The organism is Glaciimonas sp. GG7, from assembly GCF_052976905.1.
Window position 1 is genome coordinate 1 of record NZ_JBRIIQ010000112.1, and the last position, 12,505, is coordinate 12,505.

Sequence of the window (12,505 nt, forward strand, 5' to 3'; positions counted from 1 at the left end):
AGCTTCTCTAAGCGCCCTCATCGAGCACGAATCGATATTCAATGCTTTTTGTCTGGGCAAAGGCGGGAAATCGGCATCTCCCGCCAGCAATTTTCCATCCCCACTGCGTACCACCAGATAAATGGCGTCAAAATGATCGACCCGCAAAACCTGCTCGGCCTGCTGGGATAAGTGAATTTCAACTTGCCCGTCTTTCTCCTGCAAGCGCGGCACCATCGCCCAGCCCGCATCGGCCAGACTCTGATCAAAGGCGATTTGCGCGGGAATCCAGGCCAGCCAGTAACTCATACCGGCGCCGATCAGGTTGACCAGCAGCAACGGCACGATTAACCACATGAGAAGCTTGATGCGGATGCTATTCATTTGTTTGATTCATCGTGGTCAATTTTTTCTAGCATGTAACCAAAGCCGCGAATAGTGCGAATCTCGATACCTGCCTCCGCAATTTTCAGACGAATGCGGGAGATATAGACCTCGACCGCATTGAGCGTCAATTCCGCCCCCCAAGGCAAAATAGCGTCAATGATTTGCTGGCGCGAGACCACGCGGGAGGCTTGTTGCAACAAATATTCGAGCACCGCCCATTCGCGTACCGACAAGTCGATCGTCTTGCCATGTATTTTTGCCCGACGCGATGAGGTGTTTAAGGACAATCCGCCGAGATGCATCTCCAGCGGCTGTGGCGCGCTACGACGCAATAAGGCGCGTACCCGTGCCACCAGTTCCTGCGTGGCAAAAGGCTTGACCAGATAATCGTCAGCGCCAATCTCCAGACCGTAGACGCGATCCTGCACGGAGTCGCGAGCGGTCAATAACAGAACAGGAATATTGCTGCCGCGCGCACGCAGGCGGCGCACGACTTCAAAACCGTCGATACCGGGCAAGCCGATGTCAAGCACGACCACTGAAATCTCGGTGCGCTGTAGCAGCGCGTCTGCATCGTTGCCGTTTTGCACCACGTCAACCACCATGCCGTGGCTTTTAAAGATGCGCAAAATACCGTCTGCGAGCACCGAATCATCTTCTACGAGAAGAATATGCATAGTCTTAATTCTAAAAAATGGGCTTTAACTTACCAACGTTTTGGCGTTGCGCCATTGTCCGCTACGACACAACGCATCGGCCACTTCCAGCACCAGCCGCTCGACTGCCGCGGCCGCATTGGTCAACGGAATATTCTTCGATGCGCACAATACCAGCGTGCGAGAAATAGCGACATCGCTAATCGTGTAGGCGGTCATTTCACCGCGTTCGATCTCCGACAGCAACGGCGCAATCGGCAAAATGGTGGCCCCGATATCAGCCAGAATTGCTGACTTTAAAATCGTCACGGAGTTGATTTCAATCACGTTGTCCAATGACAAACCCATCGTTCTGACGATATTTTCTATCCGTGGTCGCACGCCGTGCAACCATCCGGGCAGAATCAAGGGAACCTGAACCGCTTGCCCTAAGGCAATTGATCGGTTAGCTGAACCGCTCGCTTGGGCATGATGAGCATAATGTGAATCGCGGCGCGTAATAAACATCATTTCCTCCTCCACCAGCGGGGTTGCCGTGAAGGAAGTTAATTGTCCATCGTCAAACAGAACGGCCAGATTGATCCGGCCCGTTTTCAATTGCTCAATCAGATTCCCTGTCAGCTCTTCTGTCAATTGCAAGGTAATTTCTGGATAGCGCGCCCGAATCGCTGTCAACAAAGGCAATGCCAGCACGCCGGATGCGCTTTGCGGAATCCCTAATGCAACGGTGCCGGTCGGATTTTGGGTGGACTGTCCGACTGCCGACTTGGCGTCGCTGACCTGCTTAAGAATCGCCTGCGCATGTTCGTAAAATATTTTCCCGGCGTCGGTGGCCATCACGCCTTGGGCCGAACGGTGCAGTAATTGCGCTACTAACTCCTCTTCAAGTTGCTTGATTTGCTGCGTCAGTGCAGGCTGCGCAATATGCAGAATCCGGGCCGCACTTGAGAGCGAGCCGTGATCGACGATGGCGACGAAATAACGCAGTTGACGCAATTCCATTAAGTGGTAGCCCTAACAAGTAAATTATTATTCATACAATGACTGTAACATTATGTAATATCGCTACTGTTCTGAGTGACTGAATTACAGTCAGAATGATAGCCAATGTTGAAAATATTAAATATTTATCAACATGTTTTATGCAAGAAAATCATTATCTCGAACAGTAATTGCCAGACACAATTATTGCAAATTCACTTTTTTCATCTGTACGTCGACGATCATCCAGGCCGGCTAAAACAGATTCTAATAATTACAAAAGAGGAAACATGGCCACCAATACCGCCAGTTATAGTCACCCCGCCACGCCCGCATTTGAAGCGTCAACTTACGCAAAAGTGACGTGGCGTCTGCTACCGCTACTATTTTTGTGCTACGTCGCCTCTTATCTCGATCGGGTCAATGTCGGCTTTGCCAAGCTTCAAATGCTGAGTGATTTAAAGTTTAGCGAAACAATCTACGGATTCGGCGCCGGTATTTTTTTCTTTGGTTACTTTCTCTTCGAAGTCCCCAGCAACATGATCTTGCATAAGGTTGGCGCACGCATGTGGATCGCAAGAATCATGATCACTTGGGGGATTATTTCCGGTGCAATGATTTTCGTCACGACGCCGACGACGTTTTATGTCATGCGCTTTTTGCTTGGCGTAGCCGAAGCGGGCTTCTTTCCCGGCGTGATTCTCTATCTGACCTATTGGTATCCAGCCTATAGACGCGGAAAAATCAACGCCATTTTCATGACTGGCATTGCACTGTCTGGCGTTATTGGCGGCCCTTTGTCTGGCTGGATTCTGCGCAACATGGGCGGCATACAAGGCTACGCTGGCTGGCAATGGATGTTTATTCTGGAAGCGATTCCATCATTGATCCTGGGCGTAGTCGTGATCTTCTACTTAGAGGACCGGGTTCGCGATGCCAAATGGCTCACTGAAGAGGAGAAACAACTGCTAGAAGCGCAGGTGAAGGCCGAAGCGAGTTATAAACAGGAAGATTCGCTCAAGCAGATGTTCTCCAACCCCAAGATATGGCTCATGGCGCTGATCTACTTCTGTTTTGTGATGGGACTGTATGGGATTAGCTTCTGGCTGCCGACGATTATCAAAGCCACGGGCGTGACCGACCTGTTCGATATCGGCATGCTGACCGCGATTCCGTACGCGGTATCGGTCGTCGCCATGCTGTTGGTTGCACGCAGCGCCGACAAGCATCGCGAACGTCGCTGGCACGCGGCGATTCCTGCGATCGTCGGTAGCATTGGCCTGCTATTAAGTACCGTCTATGACCACAATACCTTGTTGGCCATGGGCGCTCTGACGTTGGCAGCCGTTGGCATCATGTCTGTTCTGCCCACGTTCTGGAGTTTGCCTACCGCTGTGCTGGGCGGCACGGCTGCTGCTGCCGGGATCGCCTTGATCAATTCGCTCGGTAATCTGGCTGGTTTCGTTAGCCCTTACCTGGTCGGCTGGCTAAAAGATATGACGCAAAGTACCAATACCGGTATGTTCGTACTGGCGGCATCTTTGCTGCTGGGTGCGTTGTTGACGTTGACGTTGCCGGCGCGGCTGGTGAACAAATAGGTTGGATACATAAAATGGAGGCCCAGCAACAATCTTGTCGCTGGGCCTCGTATTGACTTCTGTCAGTATCGATCAGGTTGCGGAAGAACGGCAATGGCTAATCATTTCCGTGGCGACCTTCAGCGCCTCCTGCTCCGCCGCCTCTTTATCGTCAAAAACATGTTCCACAGAAACGCGCTGATTAGGAAAAATATTGTTCCGATGCATCGGATTTGATGATGGCGCAAAGACTGTCACGTAGGCTGCCCAATGTTCGCTATCGGACAACAAAACACCTGAATACTCAACTTCATAGGTACCGATAGAAGCGGATGGCATCGTAGTCTCCTCGTTGTTTGAGAAGATCGTACCACGTAAGAAACCAGACCTGTCCTATCCAAACGCGCCCAAGTTGAGAGTATTTGTAGCGCTTAGAGCGAAGCGCGGTGGGCTTTTTTCTGCGTGACTACTTTCCCGATTAAACGCCCTGCGATCCAGCATAGAATAACCCCGACACCGAAGACCGTCGAATTTTCCAGCAAAGGACTTTCAATCCATTGAGGAAGAATGACCTTGTAGAGCAGCACAAATAAGCCGATCAAGACCCATGATGCAATTTGTCCGAGATATTTGGTATCAAGCGTTTTTATAAAAAACATGAGGAGTTGTCCTAAGCTGGTACGGCAAACCGGGCAATGAGCGCGATTGCACCGCATCGCGTATTAATGACGTCGGAAAACAAAAAAGGCCTTTCCGAAGAAAGACCTTTTGTATTCTGGTGGGCGGTGCAGAATTCGAATCTGCGACCCCTTGGATGTCGACCAAGTATTCTAACCAGCTGAACTAACCGCCCGTTTGCAACAGGACAAGATAGTACAATAACCTTCGCCCTCTGTACAACCTTATTTTAAAGATTCTCCATTCCAAACCGGAAGGCGCAATCAGATCGCTCTTCGGTTAATTTGGCAGCGGCTCAACCGGCGTCTTCCGCCAGATACAAACACCCCTCACCTCTTTATCCAGACTCGCCAGAACCACTTCGTGCTCAGCGATTTCTTCGACATTTGCAAGCCGTACAACAATCTCCCCCAGCGGCGCTAACGGCAATCGTACGCCATCTTCACCGGTGTTATTTTCATCGTCGCCAAAATCGATACTGAAGCTATTTTGACCCCGTGACATCGCCAGATATACTTCTGCCAGTAACTCAGAATCGAGCAACGCCCCATGCAAAGTCCGATGCGCGTTTGAAATGCCGTAGCGATCACAAAGCGCATCGAGCGAATTACGTTTTCCCGGATAGATTTCCTTGGCTTGCACCAACGTGTCAATGACGCTGGCAACCTCGCTACTAAACGTCTCCTGATCCAGACGCTTGAATTCGGCGTCCAAAAAGCCCAAATCAAATGGGGCGTTATGGATAATCACTTCTGCACCGTCGATATAGTCCCTTAGTTCGGCAGCAATCTGCTTGAATTTCGGCTTATCGCTGAGAAACTCTGTCGTCAATCCGTGTACTGCTAATGCGCCATCTTCGGAATCGCGCTCGGGATTAATGTATTGATGATAATTGTTACCGGTTAAACGGCGATCTATCAATTCAACGCAACCGATTTCGATAATGCGGTCGCCAGTGCGAGGATTTAGGCCAGTTGTTTCAGTGTCTAGAACGATTTGTCGCATAATTTATTGGATATTCACTTCATTTTCAAAATACAGGGATAAAAGGCCAACGTAGTCAATTTATAAAACGGTAGTCACGCCACGATTAGCAAGCTGATCTGCACGTTCGTTACCGACATGCCCGGCATGCCCTTTGATCCAGCGCCAGTGCATCTGATGCTGCGCCTGCGCGGCATCCAAAGCCTGCCACAAATCGACATTCTTCACCGGTGCCTTCGCCGCTGTTTTCCAGCCACGCGCCTTCCAGCCGTGTATCCACTCGCTAATGCCTTTTTGAACATACTGGCTATCGGTATGGACCGTGACCTCGCACGGTTTTTTCAGCGCGTTTAACGCCTCGATCACGGCTTGCAACTCCATCCGATTATTGGTGGTATTGCGCTCGCCGCCGAACAACTCTTTCTCATTACCGCCGGAAATCAGTAACGCACCCCAGCCGCCAGTGCCGGGATTGCCTTTGCAGGCACCATCGGTGAATATTTCTACTTTGTCCATGCTTGCTTATCTAGTGAAAATGATGAATTGAATGAGAAAAAACAGCGGTACAGCGGCGTTATTTTATTTAGGTCTTACGCAAAATTGTCCCAGCAAGGCAGACTGACGAAGACACTACGAAGATAAGGCCAGGAGGGATAACGCTGCTGAGGCAGTTTTGCGTAAGTCCGATTATTTTTCGCCCGCTTTATGCGCCCTGTTTGTGGCCGGTACGCCGTTGGTTGCTTTCACTATCTTCTTGCTGAAAGCCGGACCGATCAAATGCATCCCTTTAACACGTTTAATCGCTTGCACCATATAAGTAGCGCCAAAATACGGCCACCAACGGTTCCCTGCTTTTTCCATAAAGGCAAAACGGTGCAGCCATTTATCGGTCAAACAAGGCGGTGCATAACAACCGAAACGACCGCGATTGACTTCCATATTAAGCAACTTCAACCAGTCCTTGAGACGTAGCAAACTAATAAATTCAGCATTCTGCGGCAAAAAATGCGCGCCAGAGAGGCGGCCTGTCGATTGCCGTATCCCCCACAAACTGGCGGGATTGAAACCGCAAATAATCACCTGCCCTTCCGGAATCAACACCCGCTCGACCTCGCGCAATACCTGATGCGGCTCGGCGGCGAACTCCAATACATGGGGCAACACAACCAGATCCAGACTTTGCGACGCAAACGGCAACTCAGCAAAATCATGCGCGATGACTATTTTGGAGCGGATTTCGAGCTTATCTCCTGCAGAGTTGCTTAATACCTTGTCCGGAAGTGCGCTGTCACTCAACCATTTGTGACGCATGCGATTGGCTTGTAATGCATCGATTTGCGGCAAACCGATTTGCATGGCATTAAACCCAAAAATATCTGCGGTCATGGCATCCAGATGCGCCTGCTCCCACGCCAGCATGTACTGACCGATAGGCGTCTCCAGCCAGGGGCCGAGCGCTATAATAGATTTTTTTGAAGACGGATATTCCATGACTGCCTTGTTAAATAACGCGCTGAGCGTGATCGCGATTCCAGCTTTTAATGACAATTATGTATGGCTTATCCATGACGGGCATCACGCCGCTGTCGTCGATCCCGGCGACGCCACACCGGTCATCACTGCCCTCAACACCTACGGGCTCAAACTCAGCGCTATTTTACTGACACATCATCATGCTGACCATGTTGGTGGAGTACCAACCTTATTGGCGCATTTCGATGTCCCCGTGTTTGCCCCCGCCAGTGAAAAGATTGCGAATGTTACCAAATTATTAAAAGAAGGCGACATTGTTAATGTGCCGCAATTGCCGCTCACGCTGTCCGTCCTCGACATTCCCGGCCATACGAGCGGTCATATTGCCTACGTTGCCCATCAACAAAACTGGTTATTTTGCGGCGATACGCTATTTGCCGGGGGCTGCGGTCGCTTATTTGAAGGAACGCCGGCACAAATGGTGCATTCGCTCGGCAAATTGAGCGTATTGCCACCGCAAACACAGGTGTATTGCGCCCACGAATATACGCTCTCCAATCTTCGCTTTGCGCAGGCCGTCGAACCTGGCAATCAGGCATTGATTGAACGCATTGCAACAGAACAAGCAAAACGGGAGCGCGGTATCCCGACTGTGCCATCGAGCATCGCTGTGGAAAATGCCACTAACCCATTTTTGCGCTATCAACAACCAGAAATTATTGCCAGCCTGCAACGAAGCGAACACCGCGCCCTTCTCGGCAATCCTGCAGAAAACGATCCAATCGCCGCTTTTGCCGCATTACGCCTATGGAAAAATACCTTTTAATAAGACTGGAAATTATTTAAATCATTTTCGTAGGCAATTCCGTTCCAGCTGCGGCCAAATCGCAGCTTTTATCATCACTTTCACGTATTTACGCTACGAATCAATCACTTATGTCGTAGTGATAGCGTATTTTTTGCTTGACGCGACAAAAGCTGGTTACGTACACTGCGCTTTACCCTTTTCGCAACACCGTTTACCGGTTTCTGTCGCCGGTCACAAAAAAAGAAACCATGCAATTTACCCTCAAGACATACGCGCTTGCCGCCATCGCATTTTTCGGCACACCGCTATTCGCACAAGCCAGTGACATTTCGATTTACACCCCCACGTTTAGTTTGAATGACCCCGCCACCCCTGCTGTGAGCGCGCTTGGGGCAACCCAGGTTGATGTCTGGTCAAGGATACGTAAAGGATTCGGCATTCCGGATCTCGACAATGCCCAGGTCGCATCCCAAACCGAGTTCTACAGCGCTCGTCCCGACTACTTCGAGCGCACCACGCTACGTGCATCGCCCTATCTGTTCCACGTCGTTCAGGAACTGGAAAAACGTGGCATGCCAACCGAGCTGGCCTTGCTGCCTTTTATTGAATCCTCGTTTAATCCTCAGGCCTTCTCCAGCGCTAAGGCCGTAGGTTTATGGCAATTTATGCCCGCCACAGGGCGTGACTTCAATCTCAAACAAGACATGTTCAAAGACGAGCGGCGCGATGTGCTGGCGTCAACGGATGCGGCATTAACCTATTTGCAAACATTGTTCGGCATGTTTGGCGACTGGCAACTGGCACTGGCCGCCTACAACTGGGGTCAGGGATCGGTACAAAAGGCTATCGACAAAAATCAAGCCGCTGGCCTGCCTACCGACTTCGCCAGCCTGGCCCCCCTGATGCCTGCGGAAACCCGCAATTACGTGCCTAAACTGCAAGCGGTTAAAAATATTATTGCCGCCCCGGACATGTACAACATCGCGCTGCCAAAAATCGATAATGAGCCGTATTTCGTCACAATAGGCAAAACCCGTGACATTGACGTCAAAGTTGCCGCACAGTTAGCAGAGTTATCTCTCGATGACTTTAAAGCGCTCAATCCCCAATTCAATCGTCCGGTCATTATCGGTAGCTCAGACACCAAAATTTTACTGCCGCAAACCAATGCGGAAAAATTCAAGAAAAATATTGCTAAGTGGACGCAATCGTTATCCTCCTGGACCTCGCACACTGTCGGTAATGCACGCGAACGGATCGAAGCGATTGCGGCCAAGTTCGACACCACGCCAGCCATTCTCAGGGAAGTCAACCATATTCCGCCACGGATGGTATTAAAAGCTGGTTCGACTATTCTGGTCCCAAAAACTGACACAGAAACCGACGACATTACCGCCGAAGTAGCTGACAACGCCACGATGGCAATGGCGCCGGATGCGCCAGAGACGCGCCGGATTTTTGTCAAAGTCGGAAAACGCGACACACTGGCATCGATTGCCAATCGTTATAACGTCAGTATCAGCGAAGTCAAATCCTGGAACAGTTTGCGTCGCGACAGCCTCAACCGTGGTCAAAGCTTGCAACTGCAAGTCCCGAATCGCTTTGCCTCGGCAGGTACTGGCAGCATCAAACGCGCATCTGGCACCACACAGTATCGCAAAGCGGTACTTGTCAATAAACGTGGGGAACGTAAAGAACGGATAGTAAAAGTAGCCAGTCCGACAAGAAAATCAGTTGCTAAAAAAGCGGTGACTGTCGCCTCCAACAAAAAGACAGAAATCCTGGCCTCCTCGGGCAACACAAGAAAACAATAATGTAGCATTGCAACGTCCCTGCGTAACGTACATAACGCACGTTACGCATCAGGTAGCATCATCTCGCATCATGTAACATGATGTTGCCTAGATCGCAATGAACCCCTACAATCTGCCCTTGCGTAAAAACCCGTTCGCTACTGTATCGATGATTTTTTTCATCAACTTATCGTCACGCAGATAGCCTGCCGCACAACCTCGCCGCCCTACATTTCATGGCGCACATATCTGGAGTCAACATGGCATTTCTGCAAGGAAAAAAAATCCTGATCACCGGCCTTCTTTCGAACCGCTCGATCGCCTACGGCATCGCACAGGCTTGCAAGCGCGAAGGTGCGGAACTCGCATTCACTTATGTCGGCGAGCGCTTTTTAGATCGCATCACCAAATTTGCCGCCGAATTTGACAGCACACTGATTTTCGATTGCGACGTTAGCAGCGACGAGCAAATCAATGCTCTATTTGCCGACTTAGGAAAATCCTGGGATCAGCTCGATGGCCTTGTGCACGCGATTGGCTTCGCGCCTGCCGAAGCAATTGCAGGCGACTTTCTGGATGGTTTGTCGCGCGAAGGCTTCAAGATTGCGCATGACATTTCCTCTTACAGCTTCCCGGCGATGGCAAAAGCCGCCCTGCCTATACTGAGTCCTAACGCAGCATTGCTAACCCTGACCTATCTGGGTTCCGAGCGCGTCGTTCCTAACTACAACACGATGGGCCTGGCAAAAGCATCGCTGGAAGCCAGCGTCCGTTACCTCGCCGAATCACTCGGCCCAAAAGGTATACGCGTCAATGGCGTCTCTGCCGGTCCGATCAAAACCTTAGCCGCCAGCGGCATTAAAGGCTTTGGCAAGATACTCGGCTTTGTCGCCGACCACGCTCCTCTGCGTCGTAACGTCACCGTCGAAGATGTCGGTAACGCATCAGCATTCTTACTCTCCGATCTGGCAGGCGGCATCACCGGCGAAATCACTTACGTCGATGGTGGCTTCTCAAAGGTTGTTGGCGGCATTTCGGTATAACCATCTGGTTTGCCCGCAATAAAAAACGTCCGAGATTTTTCTCGGACGTTTTTTATTGCCTGCAAGAATTCGGACAATTGAACACGAACGCTTTATTTTTGTGCAATCGCAACATAGCACGTGTCCCCAAGCCAGAAGTACTGTATTATGTGCGCCTGCGTTGCCTTGCGACGCAAGCAATAGTTAAGTGAACCAACTTAACCGTTAAAAACAAAAATATGTAGCTACGCAAGCCTAAGCATGTCTGACTCAATAGGACATTGCATTGTAAAAGCCCTCCCGCCTTGTGTGTCGTTTATCTGACACCGTCCCGGCGCAAAGCTTTTGTGCCGAAATTTCTTTGTCATTTTCTTAGTCATTTCGTTGGTCGGCGTTGCTTTTTTGCGTTCTCTGCATTTGTCATATCGACTATTTTGCAGAATATGACGCTGAACTTTACGAAAGAAAATCATGACATTTGAATCCCTAGGCCTGCACGCTTCCGTTATCCAGGCATTGACTGAAGCCGGCTACACAAAACCAACTAGCGTTCAGGAACAAGCCGTTCCAGCCGCCATCGAAGGCCGCGACCTAATGGTATCGTCGCAAACCGGCTCCGGCAAAACAGCCGCTTTCATGCTGCCAGCGCTACACAAATTCGCCTCTGAGCCAGTCGTTGATCAGGCTGGCAAAACACCAAATCAAGAAATGCAAGCATCACGTTCACGCGGTGACCGTCCACGTTTCAAAGCTGCTCAGCCAAAAATGCTGGTGTTGACCCCAACCCGTGAATTGGCCCTGCAAGTAACTAGCGCAACCGACAAATACGGTTCGCACATGAAGCGTATAAAAGCAATCTCGATCCTTGGCGGCATGCCTTATCCAAAGCAAATGCAATTGCTAGCTAAAAACCCAGAAATTCTGGTCGCCACTCCAGGTCGTCTGATCGACCACATGGAATCCGGCAAGATCGATTTCTCGCAACTGCAAATTCTGGTACTCGACGAAGCTGATCGTATGCTAGACATGGGTTTCATCGACGACATCGAAAAAATCGTTGCTGCAACACCTGAGTCACGTCAAACCATGCTGTTCTCGGCAACGCTGGATGGCGTCGTCGGCAACATGGCAAAACGTATCACCAAGAGCCCAATGATCATTCAGATCGCAGGTTCTGCTACCAAGCATGAAAACATTCAGCAAAAGGTCCACTTTGTCGACGATCTGTCGCACAAAAATCGTTTGCTCGATCACCTGCTACGTGACGAAACAATGGATCAAGCAGTGGTATTTACTGCCACCAAGCGAGACGCCGACAACATCGCCGACCGTCTGAACATCGCCGGTTTCGCCGCTGCTGCACTGCATGGCGACATGCATCAAGGCGCACGTAACCGCACTCTGGACAGTCTGCGTCGCGGTCAGGTTCGTGTCCTGGTTGCCACCGACGTTGCCGCTCGCGGTATCGACGTCCCGGCAATCACCCACGTATTCAACTACGATCTGCCGAAATTCCCAGAAGACTACGTCCACCGCATCGGCCGTACCGGTCGCGCTGGCCGTAACGGCGTCGCCGTGTCTCTGGTGAACCACGCAGAAAGCATGAACGTCAAACGCATCGAGCGCTTCACCAAGCAATTGATCCCAGTCGATGTCGTAGTCGGTTTCGAACCAAAGAAAACTGCTTCAGCACCACGCTCAAACCACAAAGCAGGCGGCTGGAAACCAGGCGACAACCGTGGCGCACCAAGCAAACCAGCTGGCCGCACTTTCAGCAAGCCCGGTGCTCCACGCCGTGACGGTGCTGGCGCAGGTGCCGGTGCTGGCGGCGGTTACAAAGGTAACCGCACCAACGACAGCAGCACACGTCGCTCGTTTGGTGATCGGTAATTAATGCATTAGTTAGTCCGACAATCAGTCATTGATTGTTAAACTAAACAAAAAAACGGCCATCGGATTTATTCGATGGCCGTTTTTTTATTGATGGCTAATCTCATTGCAACAGACTTATCATCGTGCGGTTGCGGTTGCAGTTTGCCGGCGCAACCACACTTGACGTTGAAGTTGCTTTTGAATTGGCAGTTGACCTACCCCGTCATTTGACGCTGCCAAATTTTCCTGCCGCCAGACGGATCAGGCTGAGGACATGTTTGAGCCAAAGGCGAGT

The 12,505-nt window shown here is 50.7% G+C and carries 13 protein-coding genes and 1 tRNA gene; 5 read left to right on the top strand and 9 right to left on the bottom strand.

Translation table 11 applies throughout. From position 1 onward, the window contains the following. From ACVBEF_RS18300 to ACVBEF_RS18310, 3 genes are all read right to left on the bottom strand, one after another. Positions 1-363, bottom strand: a 363-nt coding sequence (locus ACVBEF_RS18300) for a sensor histidine kinase N-terminal domain-containing protein (protein ID WP_447125357.1), incomplete at its 3' end; no start/stop codon positions are given. Further along, positions 360-1,043, bottom strand: coding sequence for a response regulator transcription factor (locus ACVBEF_RS18305; RefSeq protein WP_447125358.1), 684 nt, complete (start codon positions 1,041-1,043; stop codon positions 360-362). The genes ACVBEF_RS18300 and ACVBEF_RS18305, both read right to left, overlap by 4 nt. A 24-nt stretch (positions 1,044-1,067) precedes the next feature. Further along, positions 1,068-2,024 carry a LysR substrate-binding domain-containing protein gene (locus ACVBEF_RS18310; protein ID WP_447125359.1) on the bottom strand — a complete coding sequence of 319 codons (957 nt, stop codon included), beginning with the start codon at positions 2,022-2,024 and terminating at the stop codon, positions 1,068-1,070. Positions 2,025-2,293: 269 nt separating this feature from the next. On the opposite strand from ACVBEF_RS18310, the gene ACVBEF_RS18315 reads away from it, so the two are divergent. After that, positions 2,294-3,601, top strand: coding sequence for an MFS transporter (locus ACVBEF_RS18315; protein ID WP_447125360.1), 1,308 nt, complete (start codon positions 2,294-2,296; stop codon positions 3,599-3,601). Positions 3,602-3,673: 72 nt separating this feature from the next. Here ACVBEF_RS18315 and ACVBEF_RS18320 read toward each other — a convergent pair whose 3' ends face one another. The 6 genes from ACVBEF_RS18320 to ACVBEF_RS18345 all read right to left on the bottom strand — a co-directional run bounded on the left by ACVBEF_RS18320 (position 3,674) and on the right by ACVBEF_RS18345 (position 6,733). Continuing rightward, on the bottom strand, positions 3,674-3,919 hold the full coding sequence (locus ACVBEF_RS18320) for a hypothetical protein (protein WP_447125361.1): 246 nt from the start codon (positions 3,917-3,919) through the stop codon (positions 3,674-3,676). A gap of 92 nt (positions 3,920-4,011) precedes the next feature. Further along, entirely contained in the window at positions 4,012-4,239 is a 228-nt protein-coding gene (locus tag ACVBEF_RS18325) for a hypothetical protein (RefSeq protein WP_447125362.1), read from the bottom strand. A 117-nt stretch (positions 4,240-4,356) separates the two neighbouring features. Continuing rightward, a tRNA-Val gene (locus ACVBEF_RS18330) sits at positions 4,357-4,433 on the bottom strand. Between the two features lie 104 nt (positions 4,434-4,537). Continuing rightward, positions 4,538-5,263, bottom strand: coding sequence for a DNA polymerase III subunit epsilon (gene dnaQ, locus ACVBEF_RS18335; RefSeq protein ID WP_447125363.1), 726 nt, complete (start codon positions 5,261-5,263; stop codon positions 4,538-4,540). Positions 5,264-5,323: 60 nt separating this feature from the next. Further along, positions 5,324-5,758, bottom strand: a complete 435-nt coding sequence (gene rnhA / locus ACVBEF_RS18340; protein ID WP_447125364.1) for a ribonuclease HI — start codon at positions 5,756-5,758, stop codon at positions 5,324-5,326. Between the two features lie 171 nt (positions 5,759-5,929). Further along, positions 5,930-6,733: a class I SAM-dependent methyltransferase gene (locus tag ACVBEF_RS18345; RefSeq protein ID WP_447125365.1), complete on the bottom strand. Its 804-nt coding sequence runs from the start codon at positions 6,731-6,733 to the stop codon at positions 5,930-5,932. Between ACVBEF_RS18345 and gloB the strand changes: the two genes are divergently transcribed. From gloB to ACVBEF_RS18365, 4 genes are all read left to right on the top strand, one after another. Then, on the top strand, positions 6,732-7,541 hold the full coding sequence (gene gloB / locus ACVBEF_RS18350; RefSeq protein ID WP_447125366.1) for a hydroxyacylglutathione hydrolase: 810 nt from the start codon (positions 6,732-6,734) through the stop codon (positions 7,539-7,541). The genes ACVBEF_RS18345 and gloB overlap by 2 nt on opposite strands. Positions 7,542-7,771: 230 nt before the next feature. Continuing rightward, a complete protein-coding gene (locus ACVBEF_RS18355) occupies positions 7,772-9,337 on the top strand; it encodes a transglycosylase SLT domain-containing protein (RefSeq protein WP_447125367.1) in 1,566 nt (521 codons plus the stop codon). Positions 9,338-9,576: 239 nt separating this feature from the next. Beyond that, positions 9,577-10,359, top strand: a complete 783-nt coding sequence (gene fabI, locus ACVBEF_RS18360; protein ID WP_447125368.1) for an enoyl-ACP reductase FabI — start codon at positions 9,577-9,579, stop codon at positions 10,357-10,359. Between the two features lie 450 nt (positions 10,360-10,809). Then, positions 10,810-12,228 carry a DEAD/DEAH box helicase gene (locus ACVBEF_RS18365; RefSeq protein ID WP_447125369.1) on the top strand — a complete coding sequence of 473 codons (1,419 nt, stop codon included), beginning with the start codon at positions 10,810-10,812 and terminating at the stop codon, positions 12,226-12,228. Positions 12,229-12,505: the final 277 nt, after the last annotated feature.

Bases quoted from the DNA above. Each gene is read 5' to 3' on its own strand.
- ACVBEF_RS18305 (WP_447125358.1), bottom strand. From the start codon at position 1,043: ATGCATATTCTTCTCGTAGAAGATGATTCGGTGCTCGCAGACGGTATT.
- ACVBEF_RS18310 (WP_447125359.1), bottom strand. From the start codon at position 2,024: ATGGAATTGCGTCAACTGCGTTATTTCGTCGCCATCGTCGATCACGGC.
- ACVBEF_RS18315 (WP_447125360.1), top strand. From the start codon at position 2,294: ATGGCCACCAATACCGCCAGTTATAGTCACCCCGCCACGCCCGCATTT.
- ACVBEF_RS18320 (WP_447125361.1), bottom strand. From the start codon at position 3,919: ATGCCATCCGCTTCTATCGGTACCTATGAAGTTGAGTATTCAGGTGTT.
- ACVBEF_RS18325 (WP_447125362.1), bottom strand. From the start codon at position 4,239: ATGTTTTTTATAAAAACGCTTGATACCAAATATCTCGGACAAATTGCA.
- dnaQ (WP_447125363.1), bottom strand. From the start codon at position 5,263: ATGCGACAAATCGTTCTAGACACTGAAACAACTGGCCTAAATCCTCGC.
- rnhA (WP_447125364.1), bottom strand. From the start codon at position 5,758: ATGGACAAAGTAGAAATATTCACCGATGGTGCCTGCAAAGGCAATCCC.
- gloB (WP_447125366.1), top strand. From the start codon at position 6,732: ATGACTGCCTTGTTAAATAACGCGCTGAGCGTGATCGCGATTCCAGCT.
- ACVBEF_RS18345 (WP_447125365.1), bottom strand. From the start codon at position 6,733: ATGGAATATCCGTCTTCAAAAAAATCTATTATAGCGCTCGGCCCCTGG.
- ACVBEF_RS18355 (WP_447125367.1), top strand. From the start codon at position 7,772: ATGCAATTTACCCTCAAGACATACGCGCTTGCCGCCATCGCATTTTTC.
- fabI (WP_447125368.1), top strand. From the start codon at position 9,577: ATGGCATTTCTGCAAGGAAAAAAAATCCTGATCACCGGCCTTCTTTCG.
- ACVBEF_RS18365 (WP_447125369.1), top strand. From the start codon at position 10,810: ATGACATTTGAATCCCTAGGCCTGCACGCTTCCGTTATCCAGGCATTG.